The sequence below is a fragment of the Devosia pacifica genome (assembly GCF_014652635.1).
GTDB lineage: Bacteria > Pseudomonadota > Alphaproteobacteria > Rhizobiales > Devosiaceae > Devosia > Devosia pacifica.
Window position 1 is genome coordinate 190,924 of the sequence record NZ_BMZE01000002.1, and the last position, 25,752, is coordinate 216,675.

The window sequence follows — 25,752 nt, forward strand, 5'->3', positions numbered from 1 at the left end:
TGAAACCCACGCAAAGAAATGCGCCGGTACATTGCTGCACCGGCGCACGTGACCCTTTCGATCGACTGGCTTCAGGCCGGCGAAATGTTCTGGTTCAGCCGGAACAGATTGGTCGGGTCATAGGTCTTTTTGATCTTGCGCAGGCGTTCCCAGGTTTCGCCGGGATAGGCCGAACGCACCATCTCCTCGCCTTCATCTGCGAGAAAATTGACATAGGTGCCGCGCGTCGCGCCGCCCATTGCCTTGACGCAGTCGCTTGCCCAGTTGTCGTGCCGTGCTGCGGCCTCGACGCTGCCATCCATGGCAAGAAAGCCCACAAGCATCTGTGCATCGCGATGCGCATAGGCCGTGGCTGCAGCCGGAACGCGCGATGCCGCTCCCCCCAGCACCCGTATTTGCGCCATGCGCATCGGGGCATCGCAGCGCTCAAGCTGCTTGAGGATTTCAGCGGCTTCATCGCGGTTGATCTCATCCTTGAACAGCGTCCTGATCGAGATAGTCGGACGCATCGACGGATCTTCCGGCAGATACATCATGCTGTAAGGACCGGGGCGCACGAGATCTGCAATCGGCGTGGCGAGAGACCGGAACGGCTCAAGTGCACTTTGTGCATCGGCTTGCGGACCAGCATAAGCCATCATGCCCAGCAGCACCGTCTTGCCGATGAGGTCAGCTGGCAGAAACGGCAAGGGCGGCGCGGGCATGGCAAGGAGAATGGTCGTCAGTTCATCCGGCGCGGCCTTGGCGCAAGCAATGAAGCCGGCGAGAACCTCTGGCGTTGCCGGCAGGATCAGTGGTCCGCCAGTGAACTCCGGTAGCGGATTGAGGCGGTAGCAGAACCGCGTCACGATGCCGAAATTGCCGCCGCCGCCACGCAACGCCCAAAACAGATCAGCGTGGTGGGTTTCGTCCACCGTCAGGATGCTGCCCGATGCAGTGACGATTTCAGCCGCGATCAGCATGTCGATGGTAAGGCCGTGCTTGCGCGCCATATAGCCGACACCGCCACCCAGTGTGAGCCCGCCAATACCAACGGTGGCGGAATCTCCAAAGCCGACCACGACATTATGCTGGTCGAGCGCGGCACAGACTTCGCCGGCTGTCAGCCCCGCCCCTGCCCACACCGTCATGCGTTCGAGATCGATATCAAGGCTCGTCATCTCGCGCATGTCGATCACGACGCCGCCGTGGCTGGCACTGTGACCGCACACTGAATGGCCGCCGCTGCGCACCGCAATCTCGAGCTGGTTGCGCCGGGCAAAGTCGACGACGTCGGCCACGTCAGGAGCGTTCGCTACACGTGCGACGAAGATCGGATAGTGGTCCCAGTTGCTACTGGCCAGGCAGCGCAGTTCATCATAATCGGCGCTGTCGGCCGTCACCAGCCGTCCTTCCAACCGCGACGCAAGCGCTTCGATGCTCAATGCCAGTAAGGGACTTACCGTGGGGCTCCCCACGCGCAAATGGACGTTCATTTTATTGCTCCGTTGAACAGCGCCATCCGGCGCTTCTGGGGGGCGTGATAATGAACCTTCGAATTGCCTTCCCCACCCGTTTGTGGGGGCGTGGTCGAATTCAGATCTTCCGGTTTTGACGGCGCCTCACAAAGTGCTCCTCAATCGGCTGCTGTTAAAGATTCTTGATGCAGTCGGGTTTGCTACGTCGTAAATAGTCGTTCTCACCCAAACGACTGTTGAGGCGTTGGTTATGTCTTTCACGAACAGGATACGACGCCTGCTGGGGGCGCTCACCAGCAGGCGGTTGGGCATCGCCCTGGGCCTGCTCCTGGCGGCCAGTGCGCAGGCATTGGCGCAAGCGGAGCCCCTGCCCGCGCCCACTGGACCGGTGCTGCTGACGGTCAGCGGCAATATCGGCGTCACTAACAGCGAGGCCGGTGCCGTCTTCGACCGCGAAATGCTCTATGCACTCGGCATGACGGAAATCAGCACATCCACCCCGTGGACCGATGGTGTGCCGGTGTTCAATGGCGTTCTCGCCCGAACGGTTCTCGAGCGTGTTGCGGCCGAAGGAACAGTTGTCGAGGCTTCAGCACTCAACGATTACACCGTCTCGGTGCCTATCGACGATTTTCTGAATTACGACGTGCTTCTGGCCACCGAGATGAACGGGCAGGAGATGCAGGTCAGTGACAAGGGACCGATCTGGATCGTCTACCCGCGCGACGATCAGCCAGCGTTGCAGGACAGGCGTTTGCACGATCGCTGGGTTTGGCAGCTAAAGGCCCTGAACGTGCAATGAGACGCAGGCCGTGGGCGTCGCGGCCTTTTCTCGCCGCGGCATTGGCGCTGACTGTCCTTTTTGCGCTGCTGCTGGCGGCAGTGACGAGGCTGTCCCTCAATGAGAGCCGTCTGGCGGGCGAGCCGGCAGAGGGTGTGATCTGGTTCTCGAGCCAGGGTCAGTATGAGGCGATGCGCCTCGCCGATTCCGCGCTCCTGTTCGATCTTGGCCGCGCCTCGCGCGAGGACGTGGTGCTGCGTTTCGACCTGCTCGATAGTCGCCTTCGCCTCTTCGAGGAAGGCCAGATGCCAGCCCGTGTTGCCGCCATGGGGTTTGACGAGCAACTGATGGAGGCACGGCGTCAGTTCGAGGCACAGCGCCCACAACTTGCGCAATTGGGCGAACCGGGGGCCGCGAGCGCACTGCACGAGATGGGTAATTCCATTGCCCTGGTGATGCGCGACTTCGCCAATGCCGGTATGCTCGATGGTCGGGAACGGCAGGATACGGTACGCGAAACGCGTCGCCAGATATTGTTCGAACTTCTCGCCTATCTCATCGCGACGATCGCTGCAGGGATCCTCGTCGCCATAATCGTGGTGCGCGGTCTTCGCACGGCGGTTCGCGCGGAGGCGGCGCTGCAGCACGAGCGCGAAGTCTCAAGGCTTCACCGCGCTTTTACCTCGGTTGTATCGCATCAGTTCCGCACGCCGCTGTCGATCATCGACGCAAGCGCCCAGCGCATGCTCCGGCGCGGCGCTTCGATGACACAGGACGAAATCTCGGAGCGCGTCACCAAGATCCGCCGTGCCTGTCAGCGCCTGACACGCCTGATGGAGAGCACGCTGAATGCCGCGCGCCTCGATCAGGGCGAGATCAGCTTCCATTCGCGTCCGTTTGACCTGCACCAGCTCGTCACCAGCGTGCGTGAAAATCAGCCGGAGGAAGACCAGACGCGTATCGAGCTGGTACTGGCAGGCTTGCCGCGGCTCGCCAATGTGGATCCGACCTTGTTGGAACAGGCTCTTCAGAACCTTGTCTCCAATGCTCTCAAATACTCGGATGCGAGTACGCTCGTGATCATCCGGGGCGAGCATCTGGCCGGGGACGTGGCGATCAGTGTGGAGGATAGCGGCGTCGGCATTCCCGCAGACGAGATTGATTACGTCACCGAGCGGTTCTTCCGGGCCCGCACCGCCGAAGGCATACCAGGAACCGGAATCGGGCTGAATTTCGTGGCGCAGATCATGGCGCTGCATGGCGGCCGGCTGGATGTATCAAGCATCGAGGGAAAAGGCTCGACGTTCACGCTCTCGTTTCCCTTTCGCCAGACGCCACAAGCAGGCTCGCACAGTGCCAGCAGCGACCTTCTCGGGTCCAAGTGACGCAGCATTTGCCTAGATCAGGATGCACTCGAGCTCATCTGCATTTCGCGTTCGCGGGGCAGGAAGCCGGCCTCGCTCTTGCCTGCAGCCACGGCTTCATCTTCAAGCCGTGAGATTGTCTTGAGCATGAATTCGCGGGCGCGGCAGTGCAGGTTCCAGGCCTTCGTCGGATCAGCGGCGCCCATCATCAGACGTATCTGCATGGTGCGCGCGTCCTGGCTGACGACCTGAATGGCGCAGGACTCCTCATCGAGCACATCCTCATCCTCTGCCACAAACTCTTCGAAGGGCTTGCGCAGCTTGTCGACATCGGCTCGATGATCGAGGTTAAGTACCACGAGCCCCATCATGCTGGAATCTGATTTCGACCAGTTTTCGAAAGGCTCGGAGGTGAATGTGCTGACCGGGACAATAACCCTGCGACCGTCCCAGCTGCGCAACTGGACGTAGGTGAACTTGATCTTTTCGACATAGCACCAATTGCCCGCGAACAGCACGGCATCGCCGATCCGAGCAGATTTGGAGATGGCGATCTGCAGGCTTGCCATCACGTCCGCCAGGCCCTTGCGGGCGGCGAAGGCGAGGATCAGACCGATGCCGCTGGCCGATGCAATGAGGGAAAAGCCGAGCGTTTCATCGACGTTGAGCTGCAAGATGATCAGCCCCAGCCCGAACAGGAACGCGATGACAATGGCTGCCCGCCTTGCCGCCGAGATATTGGTATAAAGATCCCGCTCGTCGGCGTTCTCCTGCTCACTCATCGATTCAAGATTGCGTCGCGCCACCTGATCGAGAATGCCATCGACGATCCGGACTGCTATCAGCGCAACCGCGATGATGATCAGCACCGTCTGGATCGGACCGAGCACCGCGTTGACCGGGCCTGAGAAGGTGAATGCCGCCTCGCGTGTCACAACAAATGTCGCGACAAAGATCAGCAGCGCCATTGGAAAACGGAGCGTGTCGAGGATGACATTGGCCTGCTTGATCGTCGAGCGCGTGTGTACCGCCCCGATCGCACGATAGGTGAAAGCGGCTGCGAGCAGTGCCAGAAGGACAAGCACTGGAAGCGCAACGACCTCCCACCACGCGAGCGTCCAAAACGCCGTCTGCTGCAAAAAGCCGGGCAGCATCTGCTCAAAGCGCGTCGGCCCGTAGATCTCGTGCATTTGCGGGATGTTCTCGACGGTCTGCTGGGAGAACACCCAGGCAGGATCAGCGTTCTCCGGTTTGAGCCGGGCAACACGCACCGGCACGGCGTAGTTGTCGAGATCGATGAGGCTCAGCCTGATGCTGCGCCTCGGTTCGCCCGAAAGCGGCGCGCTTGAAGAGCTGAACGCGTCCAGCGCATCCGGACGGTCGGGCAGATTCCCCCAATCGATGACCATGCCGCGCTGCAGAATGTTGTAGAGCATTTCTGCAAGCCGCGGCCCCAGGCGCGCCTGCTGCACTTCGGGCACTGGAGAAAGATCGAGCAAATGCGCCGCATTCTGCCAGTCCTCGCGCTCGGCAAGGGCGTAAAAGGCTTCGAGGGTCGCTTGCGGGGTGTCGCGATTAAGCTGTTCCGGCGGCGGCGCAAGTCCCGCGTTCAGCTCTTCGACCTCAAAGAACCGCGTTCCGCTCCCCTCCTGCGCAACCGCCGCACCTTGGGCGCTTAGAGCCAAGAGGAACAACAGGACGAGGCGAAGCGCCGGTCGAAACATGAAGCAAGCCCTCGAAGTCAGAAACATAGATCGGTGGCCGCCGGATCGCGCACGCACCTGCTTCTAGACGCAAGGGCAAAGAATCGGTTCCCTCGACTGAATTGGCCACTCTCGTTCGGGCTAGTCTTAGCGCTTATCTATCAACAGATTCGCGTTCATCTTCGACAGGCTCAAATAACCTGCCTTACATTTATGATATACACAGCGAAAGACCGGCAGCAGCATCATGCAGCCCTGACTCGCTGCTGCCGCGCCCGCACCGGCGCATTGGAATCGACAAAGGACGGAGTGAGCGTGAACACCTCAACAGTCTGGTCGAGCAGGCTTGCCTGGGAAAGGCTGTCCTCGGCTATGGTCTTCATCAACCGCTCGCTTTCGCGGGCCCGATCCAGCAATAGCGTCAGCTTTTCGGTGGTCCCTGCCACGAGGCGTGTTCCGCCTTTCACTTCGTTGACCGACTGCTCGATGAGCTGCTTGATCTCTGTGGAAGCCTATGCGTCCGAGATGATGCCGTACGGCAGTTTCGATCAGCTCATCGAATTTGAGAGTTGAGAACGCCCGATCGCGTAACGCTCATTAGGCGACACGCCATCCCTGCCGTTTGTCCTCAACCCGCCAAACCTGCGCCGCGAATTTGATCCGAAAGATCGGTCCTGCCGGCTGTTAGTTCACACTTCAGCGTAGAGCCCGCGATAACCAGCGTAACCGATTTCTCGCTCTCGGCGTCGATGACGAGGGCTGTGGGGCGGCCATTTGCCCAGCTCATGTCGAGCGTCGCTCCGGCGCGCGTCCGCAATCCGCGAACGTGTCCTGATGGCCAGGCACTCGGCAGAGCGGGAAGAAGCTCGATCGTCTCACCATCGGATTGGACCAGCATTTCGAGGATGCCGGCGGCGCCGCCGAAATTACCATCGATCTGGAACGGCGGATGCGCGTCGAAGAGGTTGGCGTATGTCCGGTCTGGATGCAGCAGTCGTTCGACGACCTCATAAGCGTGGTCCCCGTCCAGCAGGCGCGCCCACAGATTGATCCGCCAGCCAATACCCCAGCCGGTGGCATCGTCACCGCGGATTTCGAGCGACTTGCGGGCGGCGGCGGCGAGCTCGGGGGTCTTGCGCGGGGTGATCTGACGGCCCGGATAGACGGCATACAGATGTGAGACGTGCCTGTGATGGATTTCAGGGGCCTGCATATCCCAGTCTTCCAGCCATTCCTGCAGTTGACCTTCCGCGCCGATGCGGTCTTCAGCGAGGCGGCCCCGCATTGCCTTGATCTCGTCGCTGAACTGCGCGTCGCGGCCAAGTCGGTGTGACGCGTCGCACACGGCATCGAACAGGTCGCGCAGGATCTGGGTGTCCATTGCCGGCCCGGCGCAAATGGTGGCGCCGTGCGGATGGATATTTTCCGGTGACAGCGAGGGGTTGGTCACCATCAGATCCGTGCCCGGCAGGGGCACGAGGGTATCGAGAAAGAACTCTGCCGATGCCTTCATTAATGGATAGAGCCGTTCGATCAGCGCCGGAGGGAAGCCGGCATAGGCGACATGGTCCCAGGCTTGTGCGCACAACCAGGCTCCGCCCATGGGCCAAAGGCCCCACTGTGCACCATCGATCGGGGCGGTTGCGCGCCACAGGTCGGTGTTGTGGTGCAAGACCCAGCCGCGTGCGCCGTAATGGTGTTTGGCGATTTGCTGGCCGGTCGTTGCGAGGTCTTCTATGAGCGCCAAGAGCGGCTCGAAGCACTCCGCAAGGTTGGCCGGGTCCGCCAGCCAGTAGTTCATCTCGAGGTTGATGTTGGCCGTGTACTTGCTGCCCCAGGGCGGCCGGATTTCCTTGTTCCAGATGCCCTGCAGGTTTGCCGGCTGGGTGCCCGGACGACTGCTGGTGATCATCAGATAGCGGCCATACTGGACGTAGAGCGCTGCCAGAGCAGGGTCCTGGCGCAGATGGAAGTCCTCGATGCGTTTCACGGTCGGCAGGCGCGCGGAGTCGGTTTCGCCGAGATCGATGGAAAACCGGTCGAACAGCGCCTGATGAGCGGCGAGGTGATCCTCGTAAAGGTCTTCGAACGATTTGTTGGCGGCGGCATCGAGCCGCTCTTCGATGCGCAAAACCGGATCGGCGGAGACGTCCTCATACGTCACATAACTCGTCGCGATGTCGAGCATCAGGACAACGCTGGTGGCATCGCGTACTTCAATCCGTCGCTCGCTGCAGCTGATCGTTCCGTCCTGTGCCTTGATGCGCCCCTGCAAGGCCCATTTCAGCGCGCCCGCCATGCCTTGTTCGCCACGGTTCTGGCCGGAGTAGTGGAGGCTCGTCTGGTCAGCGCGTGCTTCTCCCGGCTGTTCGCTGAAGAACTCAACGCCGAACGACAAACGCTCTGGCCCATCGCTACTGAGGCGGACGACCAGAACACCATCTGCAGCCGACACAAAGCTCTCACGGAGATAACGTGTCTCGCCGATCCTGTAGCTGGTCGTTGTTATCGCGCGCGCGATGTCGAGTTCGCGCCTGTAATCCGAGAACAGGGTGGAAGGGTAAAAATCGAACAACAGCCGGCCAGCAGGCTGGTAGGAGGTCTGCAGATATGGCCGCCCCATCGCCCGGCTGTTCGCGAGCACTTCGGCTTCAGCATAGCGCCCGCTGAAGATCAGATCCCGGATAGTCGGAAGCGCCTCGAGCGTTTCAGGGTTTACCGGCTGGTAGGGCCCCCCGGACCACAACGTGTCCTCGTTCAGCTGAAATTCTTCAGCGGCGACGCCACCAAAGACCATCGCTCCAAGACGGCCATTGCCAATGGGCAAGGCGTCCGTCCACTCCTGAGCCGGGGTGGGGTACCACAGGATATTCTGCATTATAAAGAGACCTCAAGGCTTGGCAGGTCGTGTCAGGTTCTGCCCGTGCTGGTCGAAGACGTGCAGGCGTTCGGTGGGAAACTCGAGCGGAACGGTGTCGCCCGCCTTGATGCCGGGGGTATCGCGTGCCTCAACGATCAGCGCTGTGCCGTTACTCAAGGTGCCGTAGAGGTAGCGAGTGCCCCCGAGGTTCTCGACGACGTCGACCTTTAGGTCCGCCATCTTGTTTGATGAACCTATTTGCACATGTTCAGGGCGCACGCCGAGCTGGACATCGCCCGAGTGATCCCCGAGCCCGTCGACGGAGAGTACTGTTCCGTCTCTTAGCTTTATTTGCCTGTTGGAGACCTGCGCAGACAGAAAGTTCATGCGGGGCGAGCCGATGAAGCCGGCCACGAATTCGTTGTTTGGATGATCATAGAGTTCTTCGGGCGTACCGACCTGCTCTACGACGCCGTCCCGCAGCACGACGATCTTGTCGGCCAGCGTCATCGCCTCGGTCTGATCGTGCGTGACATAGATCATTGTTGCGCCGAGGCGGCGGTGCAGCTTGGCGATTTCGAGACGCATCGAGACGCGCAGTTCCGCATCGAGGTTCGATAGCGGCTCGTCAAACAGAAACACTTCCGGATCCCGCACAATGGCGCGTCCGATCGCTACACGCTGGCGCTGCCCCCCGGATAGCTGCGCGGGTTTTCTGTCGAGCAGAGGCTCGATCTGCAGCGTGCTCGCTGCCTGGGTCACAAGCGTGTCGATCTCGTCCTTGCTGAGACCGGCCATGCGCAGGGAGAAGCCGATATTCTTGCGCACGGTCATGTGCGGATAAAGCGCATAGTTCTGGAACACCATCGCCACGCCACGCTCGATCGGGTCCTTATCATTGACGCGCACGCCATTGATATTGATGGCGCCCGCCGTGATCGGCTCGAGACCCGCGATCATGCGGAGCAGGGTCGACTTTCCGCAGCCCGAGGGTCCGACAAAAACCGTGAACGAGCCGTCGTCGATCGACAGGTTCATGTTGCTGATGACTTCAGCGCTGCCGTATTTCTTGCCGACGTCGTGAAGTTCTACCGAAGCCATAGTTTCCTCCCAAGGCTATTGCTGGACGGGGCCGGTCGATCCGCGAAGGATGATGTTGCACTCGACCTTGATCTCGCGGCGGCCCATCACGGCGGGATCCGCGAGACGGGCATCGAGCACGGAACTGAGCGTATCCGCTAAGCGCTCGATTGGCTGTTCGACCGCGGTAATCCCCGGGTTGTGCAGTTTGAAAGCAGGAACATCGTCGAAGCTCACCAAAGACAAGTCGCGCGGCAGCACGACGCCGTTTTCCTGTGCCCAGGTGAGGGCTCCGATGGTCATGTTGTAATTGGCGCTGAAGATCGCGGTGGGCGGTTCGGCAAGCTCCATCAGCGCGCGAATGCCGAAATAGCCACCGATTTCACCCCAGTTGCCGTGAACAACATATTCGGGAGGGACGACGACGCCCCGCGCATCACATGCCTGCCTGAAGCCGGCGAGACGCTCCCGGGCGGCATAGTCTCGCTCGTTGCCCCGGATGGTTGCGACCCGCCTGTGCCCCAGATCAATAAGGTGATCGACTGCACGCGCGCTCGCCCGGCGGTTGTCGACAAAGACGCGATCGACAGGAATGCCTTCGACATCGTTGTCGTAAAGGGCGACCACGAGGCCCTTTTCAATGTAGGGCAGCAGATCGGCGCGAACGACATCCTCGCCATCCATAACTACGGCGTCGACACGGTGCGAGGCGAAGAACTCCAGCCCCTCGCGCACCAGATGCGGTTTCATGTCATGGCAGAAAGAGAGCACCGCACGCCCGTTAAGGCGCATCTTGCGGGTCAACTGCTCCAGAATGCCAGCGTGGAACTCGCCAAGCGACGGCACCATGAATCCGACAATGTGCGACGTGTCGGTCTTCATCGCCACCGCAGTCGAGTTGCGACGATACCCAAGCTCGGCGATGGCGCGCTCGATCTGGTCGCGATTGGACATGCGGACCGACTGGCCGTTCAGATGCCGCGAGACCGTACCGATTGCCACCCCTGCCCTGTTGGCGACATCGACAATCGTCGGCTGGCGCTCATGTCTGTCGTCGCCTGGTTGCTGGTCTTGATACATGCACTCAGTGTCCCGTTATCCGTTGCCGGCCCGAAGGGGCCGGCAAACACAGGCGATAGCAGAACATGAAGATGCAAGAAGACTTTTGATCGGCCCAAGACCGCATGGTCTATTCCTTCGCCCCCGAACGGGTCTGCGAGCCGGCGGCGAACTGGCGCTGGAAAATCAGGAAGATAATCAGCGGAACCACCATCGTGACCACGGCCGCAACCGAGCGAAGGTCCCAGTTGATCTCATAGGTGCCGGAAACGCGCGTGAGCAGAACCGGCAATGGCACCTGTGTTCTCAGATAGAGCATGGGCAGCAACAGCGCGTTCCATGTCCACAGGAATTGCAGGATACCAACCGCGAAGACCGGGCTCAGCGAGTTTGGCAGCACCACGTGCCAGAAAGTCGACATGCTGCTGCAGCCATCGATCTTAGCCGCTTCGATCAGCTCTTTCGGGAAGTCTTCGAGGAAGTTCTTAACGAGAAAGATCGACCAGGCGAAACTCAGCCCGACATATGGGATGATGACCGACAAGAAATTGTCGATCAGCCCCAGATCGCGCCACAGCTGGAACAGCGGGATGATCACCACCTGCTGTGGCAGAACGAACGCATTGATGATGATGATCAACAGCAGCCGGCGAAACGGAAACTTCAAGAAGTGGAAGGCATACGCCGCTGCCGGGGTCATCAGCATCGTTGCAAGCGTCGAGGCGCCCGCCAGCACCGCAGTCACCAGAAAGGCCTGAGCGAGCGGATACTCGCTCCACACGCGTTGCCAGGCGCTGAGGGTGAAACTGACTTCATCGAGCCGCCACCACCCAAGCGATACTTCTGAGGGCGGCCTGATGGAGGTGACGACAATGCCGACGATCGGCATGATCCAGATAACAGCAACGATTGCGACCAGCAGCACCGGCCATAGGGGAGCGCGTCCGATCATTTCGCACCTGCTGTCCGTTGAATGATGGCAGGGATGGATATGATCAGCACGGCAATCAGCAACACCACGGTCGCGGCAGCGCCGTATCCGAGTTTGAACTGCGTCATCGACTCCCGATACATGAAATACCCGATGGTTTCGGTCGAGCGCACCGGTCCGCCGCCAGTCAGCACATAGATGATGTCGAAGGCGCGAAGTGCACCCAGAAGGTTGATGAAGATCGCAACGCGCACGCCGGGCAGGGAAAGCGGCACCATGATGTGGCGCATGATCGAGAGCGGTTTGGCGCCGTCCATATACGCCGCTTCAAGAACCGTCTTGGGGATAGCCTGAACAGAGGCGAAACAAAGCATCAGCGGCAGGCCGACCGCGCTCCACGAGGCCGCAATGATGATGGCCCACAATGCCGTGCCCGGATCTCCAAGCCATGCATGGGAGAAGCCAGGAGACACCACACCAACTATGGTGTTGAGCAACCCGCCCTCGTCCGGACGGAATATGCTGACCCACATGTAGCCACTCACCGCTTCGGATACTCCGAAAGCCGCAAAGATCATCACACGGAACGGAAGCGTTCTGCCTGGCGCGAATGCGCACAGCATGGCCAGAAACCAGCCGAGCGACACGGAAATCGCCGTGGTCGCCAGCGTGAAGACGAGCGTCGTGACGATGGTGTTTCTGAAGCCAGCGTCGAAGAACAGCTCGACGTAGTTTCCGGCACCGACATATTCGGCGGGGCGAAGCCCCTCTATGTCGAAAAAACTCAGCCTAATTGTTTCCACCAGCGGATACAGAACCGCGATGGAGAACAACACGATAACCGGCGTGATCAGTATCCAGGCGGCAGGCACGTCCTTGAGCCTTGGCCCCCTGGGGGCGAGCGATATGCGTCGCCCGCCCCCGAGACCAGCCATAGCCTGGCTATTGACCTCTGCCGCAGTACTGTGTGCAGCAGGGCGAGCCATCAGTATGAGCTCTGAGCCTGCTCTTCGAGAGCCTGAAGCACGGAGTCCACTGTGTCTTCAGTCGGGTCCTGCAGGAACCTTTGCAGCTGGACCCGGTACTCGTCGACGAAGTCGCCCGGCAGCAAGTCACCGAGAACGAACTGCACCTGCGAGCCGGAAACGGCCTCGGTTGCGATCTGCTGTGCTGGGCCAAGCAGCGAGGTATCGGCTTCGTTGCTTGGGGAGGCGTAGCCGTTCTCATGCAAGATGTCGGCTGCGGTTTCGGAGAGCATGAAGTCGAGGAACAGCTCTGCGGCTTCCGGATTGTTGCCGTTCGTCGTCAGCACCAGCTCCTTGGCGTCAACGCTTGCCGTATCGTCGTGGCCCTTGCCGAGATCCGGGAATTCAAAGAGCGAGTAATCAACGCCCTCTTCGAGCCCGTATTCACTCTTGGCACGGCCATTCATCCACATGCCGATCAGCAGGTAGTTCTTGTTGTCCGCCTGGAAGATCTGGTCGGCCTCGCCGTCCCAGTCATTGGCGAACATCTGCGAAGCCGACCCGCAGCAGCCCGCTTCGAGCATTTGCGCGTAGGTCATCAGCGTTTCTTTGACCTGCGGGTCGGTCCAGGGGACTTCGTGTACTGCGAGCTGCGCGGCAAACTCTACGCCGGCAGTACGCAACAACAGGCTTTCGAACCATTCGGCGTGCGCCCAGTACTTTGCCGGCATCGCCACCGGCGCTTCGAAGCCGGCCCCGCGCAACGCATCAAAGCTGTCGAGGAATTCCTCCCAAGTCGCTGGTGGTGCGTCGATCCCGGCCTGCTCCATATGGTCGGTTTCATACCAGATGCCTGAGCGATAGCCGTAAGTGTAGGTCAGGCCATATGTCTCGTCGTCAACGGCGCCAAGGTCCCGCCAGGACTGCGAGAGCTGCTCGTCCCACTGATATTCCTGCCAGAGGTCATCAATCGGCTGGATGATGCCGGATTCGGCGAGCTCGCGGCGGAAGGCCGGCCAGGTATTGATGATGAGATCGACGACTTCGCCGCTCAAGAGCGCGGTGCGCATCGGACCACGGGCATCGCCCTGCACGGTCACTTCAAGCTCGCGGATGGAAATTTCCGGATGCTGCTCGACAAACGCGTCTTCCAGCACCTCCCACATATCGCCTTCAGCGCCGCCCTGCCAATTGAGAATGACAAGTTCGCCACTGGCATCCTGCGCAAGGCTGGGCGTTGCGACGCCGGCAGCAAGTGCGAGCGTTGCAAGCAAATGGGTAGCGCGGCGCGACACGCCGCGTTGGCTTGTTCGGGTCATAGGTTTCTCCTCCAACCTTGATCGTCACTCCTTCGATCAAGTTATTTGAAACGATATCAACTTTGTTGCGCATTGCAAGTGGCTCGCGCCAGGAGCTTATCGAGGGCGGCTGGATCGGGGAGCCACAAGGATGGATTTAATTCTTAAGTCATCGCACCAGGCGCAGTTGACGGCCCGACGATTCTTGCCAGATTTTTCGTAGGCTTTGGCCATGCCCAGGCATGGGTCAAAGATCATAAAGTGACGACGATTTTGGCCGCTGAAACACCGCGCTTTTGCTGCTCGAATGCCATGGGAATCGCGTCCAGCCCATGGCCGGCTGTCTGCGCTAGCGGGGCAGCGATGTAAGCGCCATCGGCGAGCGCCTTCGGCAGGAAATCCCTGAAGATCATCGGTCCGACTTCGTTGGAGACGATCGCGCTTCCCCAGATGAATTTGGTGCGCACGCCGTGCCGCAGCGCATGCAGTTTCAACGCCGAATTGCCGGTTGCGACGCCGGCGAGTACGGGAATGATTTTCTGCCAATGACCAGTGCCTCTTGGAACATGGTCGAACGCGGCGGGCGGTGTCGCGAGAGCGACGAAGCGGCGACCTTTTGTGTTGCCGATGACCTCGATTGAGGGCGCCGAAGAGCCGGCGCCGATTGCGATCGCACCGGCCATCTCCTGGGCCCGAAGCGTCTCGATCATATCGGCAACGATCGTGCGGCTTCGGTAATCGAGCACGGCTTTTGCGCCAAGCTGCTTGAGGTAGGCGAAATTGTGCGGCGACGCCGTGGCGACGACCTCGTACCCCGCGGCAACAGCCAGCTGGATAGCATTCACACCCACACTGGTCGAGCCGCCCCAGACCAGGACCGTCTTTCCACTTCGCGGCGCGGCTCTCTCCGGTGCGGGCAGCGCCAGAAAGTCACGCTGGAACAACGCGCTGGCCGCAGTGCAAAGGGCCAGTGGCAGGACAGCCGCGTTTTCGCAAGACAGCTTCGGCGGGATCGGCGACGTCATGTGCTCGAGCAGCACAACGTAAAGCTGAAACGCGCCCTCGGATGCGCGATTGCGGGCTTTATCGCTGCCGGCCGCGTAGCCGACAACGCGGTCGCCGATGGCGAATCGCCTGACCCCTTCACCAACTGCCACCACGTCCCCCGCGACATCAGAGCCGATTACTGCGGGATAGCTGAGATACGGGACCATGATCTCGCCTGCGGTCTGGATCAGCCTGTCGAAGGGGTTCACCGCAACGGCGCGGACACGAATGACGATTTCACCGGCTTGAGGTTGCGGAACAGGAGCCGGGCCGACCTGCATTTCCGCTCGCTTGGCTGAGAGCCAGAGGGCCATATTCTGCGTCATTTTTGTGTCTTTCCAAGTCGTCGAATTTATCCCCTATCTCTGACGATATCGCTGCAGTTCTCGACTTTACAGCTTGTGACGTCCACAATACCGGCTCGATCGTCCACGAGTGGCTATGGATCCGCTGTCCCAGGTTTTGGCGCTGTTGAAGCCGAGTAGCTACGGCTTTCGCGGTCTTGATGCAGGTGGCGACTGGTCTTTGGCGTTTGCCCCGGCGGACGGTGTCAATTGCTTCGCGATCCAGTCCGGGCAGGCCACGATCGCCTTGAATGGCACGGAGGGGCTAACAGAACTTGGTGCCGGCGACCTGGTTCTGTTGCCGGGACGGCTGGGGTTTAGGCTCTATGGAGGCGCCGAAACGGCGTCGATCGATGCCGAGACGTTCTTCTCATCGTTTCCCATTGGTGAAACGGGAACACTGAATGGCGGTGGCAGCGCGTCTGGCGTTGGTGGTTTTTTCGGTTTCAATGGTCTTCATGCAGGACAGCTGCTCGGAATCCTGCCGCCGATCGTTCACATCCGCTCGCAACAGACCCGTGCCACGCTGAGCTGGCTGATCGACCGGCTGATGCGCGAATTGCGCGAGCCGCAACCCGGCGGCACGTTGATCGCCGGACATCTCGCACAAACCCTGTTGATCGAATCGTTGCGGCTTCACCTTGCCGAGCGCTCCGATGACAGTACCGGGTGGCTGTTCGCCCTCGCCGACACGCAGATGCGTCGTGTCATAGGGGCGATGTATGCGGACCCGGCTCGCCGCTGGACGCTGGCGGAGCTTGCTGCGATCGCAGGAATGTCGCGTTCAAGCTTTGCCGTGCGCTTCAAAGACAAGGTGGGGGAACCGGCGATGAACTTCCTTACACGGTGGCGCATGCTGATCGCGGCCGACAAGCTTGCAAACCAAGGCGCCACGGTCGCGAGGGTGGCGACTATGGTTGGCTATGACTCTGAGAGCGCTTTCCGATCAGCGTTCAAACGCATCATGGGCGAAGGTCCAAGGCAGTTCTCGGTTGGACGGAAGCTGTTCCACGACAACACCTGATCACGCCGGTGGTGGTGCCACTGGCAACTCAAGGCTTGCGCGCATTCCATCGGGATGCCGATCGACCACCAGGCGGCCGCGGTTGAGGGCGATGACGCGCTCGACGACGGCAAGGCCGATGCCGAGGCTGCCCTGATTGCTTTGCGGACGTGAAGTCGGCGGTACAAGGCCGCCATTGTCCTCGACGCGAATCTGACCGTCAGCGAGGCTGGAGACGGTAATCGTCGTGCCCGGCGGGGTGTGACGGACAGCATTTTCGATCAGATTGCGCAAAGCGTCCCGCATCAGGTTCGCGGAGACGTGAACGCTAGCGCTGCCTTGCACTTCGAGCGCAATGAAGTCTTTCTTGGCGAACACCCAGGGCGCAATCTGGGTGACGGCCTCTTCAGCGAGGGTGCTGTTGGACACCGTCGAGAACTCAGAGGCCTCGATTGCCTCAAGCCGCGCAAGAGCCGTGAGCTGGCCGATGAATTCGTTCAGCTCATCGAGGTCGGCCTCTGCCTTGCGGGCCCTCGGGTGGTCGATGTTTTCAAGTTCGAGCTTGATGATCGCCAAAGGCGTTCGTACCTCATGCGCGATCGCCGAGGTCAGAAGTTTCTGGCTTCTGATCAGATCGCCGATGCGAGAGAACGCACCGTTGACCGCGCTGGTGAGCTGCGCAATTTCGGTGGGCATGTTTGCGGTCGGCAGGGCAGCGTGGGCATCGAGCGGATCAATCGATCGCGCGGTTTCCGCTGCGGCGCGGACAGGGCGCAAGACCGTGATGATCGAGGCAATGGTGCCGCCCATGACGAAGACCAGCAGTAGCGTCATTGGAACGATCATGTGATCCAGCATCTCGTGCCGCAGTACATCCCACAGAAGCCCTTCCGGATCACCGAGCGTGGCGAACTCCACGACAATCGGTGTTTGGCCATTTTCGAATGTGGCGCCACCGGCGACGGACAACGGCTTGCCCGGCGCCAACAGCCGCGTCCAGAAATCAGGGGCACGAATTGAAGCCGGCAGAAAATGCGCGGCGCACGCATCGTCGCAGGCTGAAAACAGCACAGCGCCCGCTTCCGTGCGCACCCGTGCGTAGTAACCGGCCTCGCCATAGAGGTCTTGGCGTTCTGCCGGCATGTGGAATGTCGTGGTGCCCTGCGACGTCACGCCAGATGCGAGGATGCCGGTTTCCTGTTCGACCAGTAGCCGTGCCAGCTCCTCGTCATTCCAGTAGTAGTCTGCAAAGACGATGCCGACCTGCAGCACTGCTGCCAACAGCGCGAACAGCACGACCCGGATGGCCACAATCCGCCAGAGCGGGCCGATCATTGCGCTTCTCGCAACATGTATCCCACGCCCCTGATGGTCTCGATCGTGAAGCCAGTGGTCACGCCATCAAGGCGTTTTCGTAGCCGGGACAGGGTCAGTTCGACCGCGTTCGCACTGCTCTCGTCGCCGAATTCCGAGAACGAATGTTCGATCTTGCGTTTCGAGACGACGCTGCCGGCATTGCGCATGAGCAGTTCCAATAACTCGCGTTCGCGCGGCGACAGGTCCAGCATGATGCCGTCGCAACTGGCGGGCGTTCCACTGAGGGGAAGGACAACCGCTCCGACGCGCAGCTCCGGCATTACCGTGTTTGGCGAGCGGCGGGAGAGGGCGCGGAGCCGTGCGGTGAGTTCTCCATTGTTGAACGGCTTCACCAGATAGTCGTCTGCGCCCGCATCTAGGCCTTCGATCCGCTCGTCCACAGCGCCTCTCGCGGTCAGCACGAGCACGGGGATACGCGAACCCGACCCGCGAAGCCGGCGCAAGACCTCGAGCCCATCTGTGTCGGGGAGCCCTAGGTCGAGCACCAGCAAGTCGTATTCGGCGACAGCGAGCGCTGCCTCGCCCTCGCCACCGCTTTCGAAGCTGTCGACCTGCCACCCGGCCGCCCGCAAGGCTTCGGACACCAGTTCACGCAGGCGTTTGCTGTCTTCAATCAGGAGTATGCGCATCCGCAGCCCGTTTGCGTCCCGTGATCATCGACCAGACCAGATTTTCACGGTGACGATAGCTCTCTACAAGTGCTGCGGTGGCGTGGGCCAGAGCAACGGCAATCAGGGCATTCGAAAGCACTTCGTGAACCTGCTCAAGCCATTTGTCTCCCCAGAACGCATCCAGTCCCATCATCCAGCCGGTCAGCCCCAGCCCCAATAGCAAAAGCATCAGCGTCAGCATCACAACTGCACCGAGGGGGGAATGGCCGAGGCGTCGCTGATCGCGCCCGGACAATACCTGGCGGATATGGCGCACGACGCGGTTGGAAGACGGCACGAAATCCGCGAACCGCGCGTGGCGAGTGCCGATGAACCCCCAGATGATCCGGACCACAACCGCACCGGCAACCACATAGCCGACCACGCGATGCCAGTAGTGCCCATGTTCCAACACCCACAGGTTGAGAATGCATCCCGTCACGACGGTCCAGTGAAACAGGCGCACCAGTGGATCCCACACCCGCACCGATGCGGCGGATCGAGGATCCGCCGCTTCCGAGACCTGACGGTCAGCCATCGATTTCAGCCTCGACCACGTCGCCCGTCACGGGGTTGAAATAGACTTCGGCGCGCTTGTCGTCGGAGGTCCAGCCGTAGATTTCGTAGCAGTTGCCGGTGACCTCGAACGTCTTGATCTTGTAGCCGAGCTCTTCGATCTTGGTTTTCATGTCCTGTTTCGACATCCAGTTGTCGGACGACTCTGTCGTGCAGTTCGGGCTGGCGTAGGCAGCAACCGGCGACAGGGCGAGGGCGGCAATGGCAAGTGCGTAGCGAAGTTGCATTTTTGGTCTCCATGTTCCGACTGGCTTGTTCCAATCGATGAACATCCTCTAGCGAGCCGAAGCTGTCAGACGGCTGTCGGCGACATCAGATTTTCGACGTACTCAAAATGTCTGCCTGACAGCGTGTTGACAGGATGCAGATGCTAGCGCGGCCCTAGATCGTGCCCATGGACAAAGGCCAGATGTCAGATGCTGCAAACCAATGTGCTGGACCCACGCCGGCAATGGCGCCAAAATCGCCGGCAGGTACTGTTTTTCGGTGGTGCACTGGGCTTGAGTGTCATGGCGCGTGGTTCCCACGCCGCTGAAGCGTCGGAGGAGAGCCTCGGCATCCTCGTTGTCGGCGATTGGGGAAAGCCAGAGAATCTATCGGACCTTCAACGTGTGGCGCAGGCGATGGGCAGTGTCTATCGCCAGTCCGGCGCGGATTGCGTGTTCTCGACCGGCGACAATTTTTACGAGAACGGCGTGGTTTCGACGTCCGATCCGCTGTGGCTGAACGTCTTCGAAGATGTCTTTACCGAAATGCTTCTGCCTTTGCCCTGGTACGTGGTGCTGGGCAACCACGACCACCGCGGCAGTACGGCTGCGGAACTGAGCTACCATGAGCATGATGAACGCTGGAACCTGCCGGCGTCCTACTACACCCGCTCGTGGCCGCTGCCGGGGGGCGGGGACGCTGACGTGTTGTTCATCGACACACAGCCGCTCGTCGAGATGTCATGGTGGCGCGATGCGCTAGGTCAGGAAAGGGACGCGAGGAAACAGCTCGACTGGATCGAAGCCGAGCTGGCCGCCAGCACCGCTGAGTGGAAGATCGTCGTCGGACATCATCCCGTGTTCTCTGGTGGAGCCCATGGCGATTCACCGGCGCTCATCGCATCGCTCAAGCCTCTTTTCGAGCGTTATGGCGTCCAGCTCTACCTCAACGGCCATGACCACAACCTGGAACACGCCATCGTCGATGGGATCCACTATCTCACCAGTGGGGCCGGGGCCGAAACACGCGGGGCTACCGCTGGGGCGAACACGCAGTTCATTGCAGGCCAGACCGGATTTCTGCGTCTCCAGTTTACCGACGCTGCATTGATGATCGAATTTTTCGACAACGCAGGCGAGCGCATACACCAGCACCAGCTTGGGCGACCGGTTCGTAATCAGCTTTTTGGGTAAGCGGCCTGTCCGGGTCGCGCCATGGCACCAGACGCATATCCCATCAATGGAAACAGGATAAGCCAGGCAAGAACCACAAGCCATCCGGGCAGAGCAAGAAGCGACGACGATGGGACATCGTCGTCGAACGTCAGGCCCAGCATTGTAGGCAAGAGCATCTTTGAGACCTCGTGCGACTTTAACGCGCGACGGAATGCCCGGATCAAAATCTTCTCCGCGCACTGTCCAGGACCAGTCAGGGGGCGCTTCGCCAACGCTTGGGCCGACAATATCTGTAGCAAGAAGCTGGTGCGAAACATTGTATTGGGGCATGTTGTTCGCTGTCCGATCCCTTTGATGCAGTCTCGCGATGAGCCAGAACCTACCGCCCGGCGCACCGGGCCTTGCACCCACCTGGTCCTCCAGCGACAAGGACATGATCACGACCGGGCTCGGCGCCAGCCGCGTCTGGGCAACGCTTGGACATGGAATCGTCAACGAGGTCTACTGGCCATCTACCGGGCGCCCTCAGATCCGTGATCTCGGCTTCATCGTTGCGCACAAGGGCGGCTGGACCGAGATCAAGCGGGCCGACACCTATCTATTCTCTCTTCCAGAATCCTATATTCCGCTGCCGAGCGTGGTGCATGAAAGCGAGCATTACCGGCTCGAGCTCGAGATTCTGCCGCATCCACAGCGCGATTGCCTGCTCATTCGGTACGCTCTGGCCGGCGACGACGCGCGATTGTACGTGCTGCTTGCGCCGCACCTTGAGGGTGCTCGTGAGAATGACGCTGTGGCGGGGCAGGATCTTGCCGCCAGCCACAAAGCAACCGCTCTTTGCCTGAGGGCCGACTGCGGGTTCAGGCGCACCAGCGCCGGGTATGTCGGCACCTCCGATGGCTGGCAGGATTTCGCGAATAATAGCCGCATGACCTGGACCTACCCAGAGGCCGGTGGCGGGAATATCGCGCTGACCGGCGAACTGGCTTCGGAAAACGGCATACTGGCACTAGGCTTTTCCGAAACTGCCGAAGGCGCACGCACCCTCGCGCGGTCAAGCCTTGCTGATTCCTACGAAGAATGCCGCACCGCCTTCATCGATAGCTGGCAGGAATGGGCGCAGAACCTGCGCATTCCCTATGCCACGCCGGAACTCGAAGAAGCCGCGCGCCGCTCGGCAATGGTCATCAAATGCCATGAGGATCGCACCTATGCCGGCGCTATGGTCGCAAGCCTCTCCGTTCCCTGGGGCTCAAGCCATGATGACGCCGGGGGATACCATCTGGTCTGGACCCGCGATACGGTTGAAGCCGCCTTTGCGTTGATTACGGTAGGCCTATACGAAGATGCCGGCCGGACGCTCAATTATCTAGTAGGGACCCAGGCCGACGACGGCAGCTGGGCGCAGAACTACTTCCCCGATGGCCGCGGGTATTGGAGCGGCAAGCAGATGGACGAAGTCGCCCTGCCGGTGATGCTGGCAGCAAAACTGCGCGCTGTTGGCCACCTTACGAATTCGCCACTCGAGGAGGCCATGGTACGCAACGCCATTGGTTTCATCGTGCGGAACGGTCCGATGAGCGACCAGGACCGATGGGAAGAGAACGCTGGCGCCAGCCCCTTCACCCTGGCCATGCTAATCGTTGCACTCGTGACTTCCGCGGATTATTTCAGTGCAGAAGACCGAGACTACCTTTTGTCGCTTGCCGACTGCTGGAACGAGCGCATAGAGGACTGGACCTATTCGGTTGACGGTCACCTCTGCGCCGGGCTCGACCTGGAAGGGTACTATATCCGGCTCGGGCCCCGGCCATCTGAGGGCGGCATTGACAGCATTATCAGCCGCCGCAATGTCCTACATGGCGAGACCCCGGCCGGTGATCTTATCGGCCTCGAATTCCTGTATCTGGTCCGCACAGGGCTCCGCGCCGCTGACGACCCGCGCATTGCCGGCACCGTCAGACTGATTGACGCCAAGCTACGGGCCGAACTGCCAACCGGAATTGCCTATTATCGCTACAACGGCGACGGCTATGGAGAGCACGAGGACGGAGCACCCTTTGATGGTATCGGCATCGGTCGGCCATGGCCGCTGCTCGCGGGCGAGCGCGGGCACTATGCGGCGCTGAGCGGCGATGATCCCCTGCCCTACCTTGATTCAATGCAGCGCATGACGGGCAAGGGCGGACTCATTCCCGAGCAGGTATGGGATGGCGAAGCCATTGCGAAGCGCGGCCTTGTTCCCGGCGAACCCTCGGGCAGCGCAATGCCGCTCGTCTGGGCCCATGGTGAGCTGCTCAAGCTCCTTGCCACTCACGCCACAGGCCAGCCGGCAGAGCTTTTCGACCTCATCGCCAAGCGCTATGGCGGCAAACGACCATCGGCGGCGACCTGGCATTGGCGCGAGACAAGTCCCTTTGACAGCATCGCTTCAGGCAGGAACATTTCGATCGAAGCCAATCGAGACTTCGCCCTGCGCTTCGGGTTCGACGGATGGCAGGACGTTGGCGAACGCGAAGCCGTGGCAAATAGCTTTGGCGTGCATCGCATCGTGTTCACGGCAAGCGAGCTGGCGGATCACAAAGTGCTCAACTTCACCTTCCGCAGCAACACCGGTGAGTGGCGCGGCAAGGACTTCTCCATCGCCATCGACTAAATCACGAGCTTTTCGTCGGTCCACAAGGCAAAGCCGCCCTTGAAGGCGTTGGCGTTGTCGCCGCGTCGTGCGTTTGGCGGCAACTCCTTGAGGTGATCGACATTGCCGCCTCCAATGACGACGTAGTCCGGCTGCAGTGCGGCTGTCAGAGTGTCGACCGCGTCGAAAACGTGGTGTTTCCACTTCTTGTGCCCGCGCTTTTCAAGGCTGGCTTCGCCCAGATACTCCTCGTAGGTCCGGCCCTTCTTGAAGGGCAAATGCGCCAGCTCCATCGGTTGGGCGACATTCTCGACGATCATCGCGGCTCCAAGGCCGGTACCGAGGCCCAGAAAAAGCATTCGCCCGCCATCATAGCTGCCGATGGCCTGCATCAGCGCGTCGTTGATGATCCGTACTGGCTTGCCGAAATGTTTCTCGAAATCATAGCCCCTCCAGCCGGGCGCCAGATTATGGGGCTCGGCGAGTATCCGGTTGTGGATGACTGGGCCGGGATATCCCATTGAAATCGCGTCGAATTCAAGGCCTTCCCAAAGCTCCGGGAGAGCATTTGCCATTGTTTCGGCGGTCATCTCCGGCCCGGAAACAAACTTTCTGACCTGCCCTCCGGAATTCGCCATGATCTTCACGTGCGACCCGCCAATGTCGATGGCGATAACCTTTTTGTCTGCCATTCTCACTCCTTGGGATCTACCCAACCCCCGGGCGGCTCGAAGTCTTTCATCGCATCCTCCGGGCCCCAACTACCGGGGGCGTAACGCGGCGGTGCCTCCGGATCATCCAGTATAGGGTCGAAAACCTTCCAGGCCAGTTCCGCCGCATCCTGACGGGTGAAGAGCTGCCGCTTGCCTGCCATGGCGTCGCCGATCAGGCGCTCATAGGGCATCATGTCGTCAGAGGTATCATCGAGCGCCGTCAGTTCGACCGCCTCTCCCACCATGTCTCCGCCCGCTTTCTTGCGCCGCACGCCAATGCCGGTTTCTACCTCCGGCCCCAGCCGAAACCGAACGTAATTCGCCTGGTCCTTCGGGAAGCCGTCAAACACGGCGATCGGCGGGCGGCGGAAGCGAACGATCACCTCTGTCGCCTTTACCGGCAGATTCTTGCCGGCACGGATATAAAAGGGCACGCCCTGCCAGCGCCAGGTATCGATCGCAAAGCGCAATGCGGCAAAAGTCTCACGCGGCGAGTCTACGGCAACACCTGGCTCATCGAGATAGCCGATGAACTGACCGCGCACCACATCGTCTTTCTCAAGCGGCCTGATCGCCTTGAGCACCTGCACCTTCTCGTCGCTAAGATCGTCCGATTCACCATTGACGGGCGGCTCGACAGCAAGCAGCAGCAAGACATTGAGCAGATGGTTCTGCACGACATCGCGAATAGCTCCAACCTCGTCATAGAACCGCCCGCGGCCCTTGATGCCGAAATCTTCGGCCATCGTCACCTGCACGCTCTCTATATAGTTGCGGTTCCAGATCGGCTCGATGAAGGCATTGGCGAAGCGGATGTAAAGAAGGTTCTGTATTGCCTCCTTGCCGAGGAAATGGTCGATGCGGAACACTGCCTCTTCCTCGAAGACTTCGTGCAGCGTGGCATTGAGCGCCTTGGCCGACGCCAGATCCCGACCGAATGGCTTTTCCACCATCAGCCGGGCGCCTTGCGCAATGCCGGCAGCTTCGAGGCCTCTCGCTACCGTGCCGAAAAGCGAGGGGGGTATGGCGAGATAATAAAGCGGGTGCTTGTGAGTGCCCAGAGCATCCCGCAGGTCGCGAAAGGTCTGATCGTCCTTATAGTCGCCCGAGACGTAGTGCAGCAGGCCTAACAGCTTTGAGAAAACGGCCTCGTCTACGCTTTCGAATTGTCTCGTAACAGCATCTCGGGCGCGCTCGGCCAGTTGATCCAGGCTCCACTCATCGAGCGCCACCCCGACCACAGGCTTATCGAGATGACCGCGCCGAACCATCTGGTACAGCGAAGGCAAAATCATCTTGTGGGCTAGGTCGCCCGTGACGCCGAAGACGACGAGTGCATCAGAAGAAGCAGGCAACATGGCGCGCACTCACTTTTCCGAATGCCCGCCGAAGGCGTAGCGCATGGCCGAGATGATCTTGTTGGCGTATTCGTCACCATCGCGCGAGGCAAAGCGCCCAAACAGGGCCGAGGACAGAACCGGAGCCGGCACTCCTGTTTCAACGGCTGCACGCAGCGTCCAGCGCCCCTCGCCGGAATCGGACACCTTTCCACCAAACTCGGACAGATCCGCATCGGTTTTCAGCGCCGAGGCGGTCAGATCGAGGAGCCATGAACTGATGACGCTGCCGTGCCGCCAGACTTCGGCAACACCGCCGACATCGATGTCGAACTGATAATATTGCGGATCATGAAGAGGGGCCGTTTCGGCATCTGCCGCCCGTGCTTCGCTGCCAGCATCGGCGGCGCGCAGGATATTGAGCCCTTCGGCATAGGCCGCCATAAGGCCGTACTCGATGCCGTTGTGCACCATCTTTACGAAGTGCCCAGCACCGCTCGCGCCGCAATGCAGATAGCCGAGCGGCGCCGTGTCGCCCGTTCCTGGCTTTGCTCCACTGCCGTCCTTGCCCGGCGCGAGCGCAGCAAAAACCGGCTCAAGTCTTTCATAGCTATCCTTTGGCCCACCGACCATGAGGCAATAGCCGCGATCGAGCCCCCACACCCCGCCGCTCGTGCCCACATCGACGAAGCCTATCTGCCTGGGTTCAAACTCCCGGGAAAGGTCGACGGCGTCGCGGTAGTAAGAATTGCCCCCATCGATGATGGTGTCACCCGGCGCGAGGTGTTCGGCGACTTCGCGCGCAATCTTCGTCGTGATGGCCGCAGGCAGCATCAGCCAGACCGCGCGTGGTGTCTCGAGTTTTCCGATCATTTCGGCAAGGGATGTAGCGCCAATAGCGCCTTCTTGGACAAGAGCCGCGACATTGTCGGGGCTCAAATCATACACCACGCATTCGTGCCCAGCCTTGAGCAGACGCCGCACCATGTTGGCGCCCATGCGACCCAGCCCTACCATTGCTATCTGCATTGCCTATCCCCAATACCGACGGACGGATCCGACGCGTTCTGAAGTGAATCTCCACGCGCATGCGGTTCTTGCCGTCAGCACGCGCGAATGGAGCCGATCCAACAAAGCTATTGCCGAACGGCTTCGTCGGAAAGGCCCTTGCGGAGGTCGCATCGTCGCGG

At 60.6% G+C, this 25,752-nt stretch carries 23 protein-coding genes; 5 read left to right on the plus strand and 18 right to left on the minus strand.

Annotation, left to right across the window (positions count from 1 at the left end):
- Positions 1-71: 71 nt before the first annotated feature.
- Complete coding sequence (locus tag IE127_RS08045; protein WP_189425076.1) at positions 72-1,475, minus strand: FAD-binding oxidoreductase; 1,404 nt, start codon at positions 1,473-1,475, stop codon at positions 72-74.
- 232 nt (positions 1,476-1,707) lie between these two features.
- Here IE127_RS08045 and IE127_RS08050 point away from each other — a divergent pair, with 232 nt between their 5' ends.
- Positions 1,708-2,259 (plus strand): putative pterin-binding protein, encoded by a 552-nt coding sequence (locus tag IE127_RS08050; RefSeq protein WP_189425078.1) that lies wholly within the window; start codon positions 1,708-1,710, stop codon positions 2,257-2,259.
- A complete protein-coding gene (locus tag IE127_RS08055; protein ID WP_189425080.1) occupies positions 2,256-3,623 on the plus strand; it encodes a sensor histidine kinase in 1,368 nt (455 codons plus the stop codon). The genes IE127_RS08050 and IE127_RS08055 overlap by 4 nt, the downstream gene beginning before the upstream one ends.
- Before the next feature lie 17 nt (positions 3,624-3,640).
- On the opposite strand, the gene IE127_RS08060 is transcribed toward IE127_RS08055, so the two are convergent.
- From IE127_RS08060 to IE127_RS08100, 9 genes are all read right to left on the minus strand, one after another.
- The gene (locus IE127_RS08060; RefSeq protein ID WP_189425082.1) at positions 3,641-5,326 is read right to left on the minus strand and encodes a mechanosensitive ion channel family protein; all 1,686 of its coding nucleotides are present in this window, start codon (positions 5,324-5,326) and stop codon (positions 3,641-3,643) included.
- Between the two features lie 224 nt (positions 5,327-5,550).
- Complete coding sequence (locus tag IE127_RS08065; protein WP_189425084.1) at positions 5,551-5,751, minus strand: hypothetical protein; 201 nt, start codon at positions 5,749-5,751, stop codon at positions 5,551-5,553.
- Between the two features lie 182 nt (positions 5,752-5,933).
- Entirely contained in the window at positions 5,934-8,183 is a 2,250-nt protein-coding gene (locus IE127_RS08070) for a glycoside hydrolase family 95 protein (RefSeq protein ID WP_244640046.1), read from the minus strand.
- A gap of 12 nt (positions 8,184-8,195) precedes the next feature.
- The gene (locus IE127_RS08075) at positions 8,196-9,266 is read right to left on the minus strand and encodes an ABC transporter ATP-binding protein (protein WP_189425086.1); all 1,071 of its coding nucleotides are present in this window, start codon (positions 9,264-9,266) and stop codon (positions 8,196-8,198) included.
- Positions 9,267-9,281: 15 nt separating this feature from the next.
- Positions 9,282-10,325, minus strand: coding sequence for a LacI family DNA-binding transcriptional regulator (locus IE127_RS08080; RefSeq protein ID WP_189425088.1), 1,044 nt, complete (start codon positions 10,323-10,325; stop codon positions 9,282-9,284).
- A gap of 109 nt (positions 10,326-10,434) precedes the next feature.
- Positions 10,435-11,256, minus strand: coding sequence for a carbohydrate ABC transporter permease (locus tag IE127_RS08085; protein WP_189425090.1), 822 nt, complete (start codon positions 11,254-11,256; stop codon positions 10,435-10,437).
- Entirely contained in the window at positions 11,253-12,170 is a 918-nt protein-coding gene (locus tag IE127_RS08090) for a carbohydrate ABC transporter permease (protein ID WP_189426055.1), read from the minus strand. Before IE127_RS08090 ends, IE127_RS08085 begins: the two co-directional genes overlap by 4 nt.
- Before the next feature lie 50 nt (positions 12,171-12,220).
- The gene (locus IE127_RS08095) at positions 12,221-13,519 is read right to left on the minus strand and encodes an ABC transporter substrate-binding protein (RefSeq protein WP_189425092.1); all 1,299 of its coding nucleotides are present in this window, start codon (positions 13,517-13,519) and stop codon (positions 12,221-12,223) included.
- A gap of 233 nt (positions 13,520-13,752) precedes the next feature.
- The gene (locus IE127_RS08100) at positions 13,753-14,871 is read right to left on the minus strand and encodes a zinc-binding alcohol dehydrogenase family protein (protein ID WP_189425094.1); all 1,119 of its coding nucleotides are present in this window, start codon (positions 14,869-14,871) and stop codon (positions 13,753-13,755) included.
- A gap of 115 nt (positions 14,872-14,986) precedes the next feature.
- On the opposite strand from IE127_RS08100, the gene IE127_RS08105 reads away from it, so the two are divergent.
- Positions 14,987-15,913, plus strand: coding sequence for an AraC family transcriptional regulator (locus IE127_RS08105; protein WP_189425096.1), 927 nt, complete (start codon positions 14,987-14,989; stop codon positions 15,911-15,913).
- On the opposite strand, the gene IE127_RS08110 is transcribed toward IE127_RS08105, so the two are convergent.
- Genes IE127_RS08110 through IE127_RS08125 form a run of 4 tightly spaced genes read right to left on the minus strand, consistent with a single transcriptional unit; the run spans position 15,914 to position 18,722 of the window.
- Positions 15,914-17,227 (minus strand): sensor histidine kinase, encoded by a 1,314-nt coding sequence (locus IE127_RS08110; RefSeq protein ID WP_189425098.1) that lies wholly within the window; start codon positions 17,225-17,227, stop codon positions 15,914-15,916. It lies immediately after the preceding gene.
- A complete protein-coding gene (locus IE127_RS08115) occupies positions 17,224-17,898 on the minus strand; it encodes a response regulator transcription factor (protein ID WP_189425100.1) in 675 nt (224 codons plus the stop codon). The genes IE127_RS08110 and IE127_RS08115 overlap by 4 nt, the downstream gene beginning before the upstream one ends.
- Positions 17,879-18,457 carry a cytochrome b/b6 domain-containing protein gene (locus IE127_RS08120; RefSeq protein WP_189425103.1) on the minus strand — a complete coding sequence of 193 codons (579 nt, stop codon included), beginning with the start codon at positions 18,455-18,457 and terminating at the stop codon, positions 17,879-17,881. The genes IE127_RS08115 and IE127_RS08120 overlap by 20 nt, the downstream gene beginning before the upstream one ends.
- Entirely contained in the window at positions 18,450-18,722 is a 273-nt protein-coding gene (locus IE127_RS08125; protein ID WP_189425105.1) for a PepSY domain-containing protein, read from the minus strand. The genes IE127_RS08120 and IE127_RS08125 overlap by 8 nt, the downstream gene beginning before the upstream one ends.
- A 189-nt stretch (positions 18,723-18,911) precedes the next feature.
- Between IE127_RS08125 and IE127_RS08130 the strand changes: the two genes are divergently transcribed.
- Positions 18,912-19,895, plus strand: a complete 984-nt coding sequence (locus tag IE127_RS08130; RefSeq protein WP_189425107.1) for a purple acid phosphatase family protein — start codon at positions 18,912-18,914, stop codon at positions 19,893-19,895.
- Here IE127_RS08130 and IE127_RS08135 read toward each other — a convergent pair.
- Positions 19,880-20,053 carry a hypothetical protein gene (locus tag IE127_RS08135; RefSeq protein WP_189425109.1) on the minus strand — a complete coding sequence of 58 codons (174 nt, stop codon included), beginning with the start codon at positions 20,051-20,053 and terminating at the stop codon, positions 19,880-19,882. The two genes, IE127_RS08130 and IE127_RS08135, sit on opposite strands and share 16 nt — an antisense overlap.
- 191 nt (positions 20,054-20,244) lie before the next feature.
- Between IE127_RS08135 and IE127_RS08140 the strand changes: the two genes are divergently transcribed.
- Positions 20,245-22,533 (plus strand): glycoside hydrolase family 15 protein, encoded by a 2,289-nt coding sequence (locus tag IE127_RS08140; protein ID WP_189425111.1) that lies wholly within the window; start codon positions 20,245-20,247, stop codon positions 22,531-22,533.
- On the opposite strand, the gene IE127_RS08145 is transcribed toward IE127_RS08140, so the two are convergent.
- Genes IE127_RS08145 through gnd form a run of 3 tightly spaced genes read right to left on the minus strand, consistent with a single transcriptional unit; the run spans position 22,530 to position 25,591 of the window.
- Entirely contained in the window at positions 22,530-23,204 is a 675-nt protein-coding gene (locus tag IE127_RS08145; RefSeq protein WP_189425113.1) for an ROK family protein, read from the minus strand. The genes IE127_RS08140 and IE127_RS08145 overlap by 4 nt on opposite strands.
- A 2-nt stretch (positions 23,205-23,206) precedes the next feature.
- Complete coding sequence (gene zwf / locus IE127_RS08150) at positions 23,207-24,583, minus strand: glucose-6-phosphate dehydrogenase (RefSeq protein WP_189425115.1); 1,377 nt, start codon at positions 24,581-24,583, stop codon at positions 23,207-23,209.
- A gap of 9 nt (positions 24,584-24,592) precedes the next feature.
- Positions 24,593-25,591 carry a phosphogluconate dehydrogenase (NAD(+)-dependent, decarboxylating) gene (gnd, locus tag IE127_RS08155; RefSeq protein ID WP_189425117.1) on the minus strand — a complete coding sequence of 333 codons (999 nt, stop codon included), beginning with the start codon at positions 25,589-25,591 and terminating at the stop codon, positions 24,593-24,595.
- Positions 25,592-25,752: the final 161 nt, after the last annotated feature.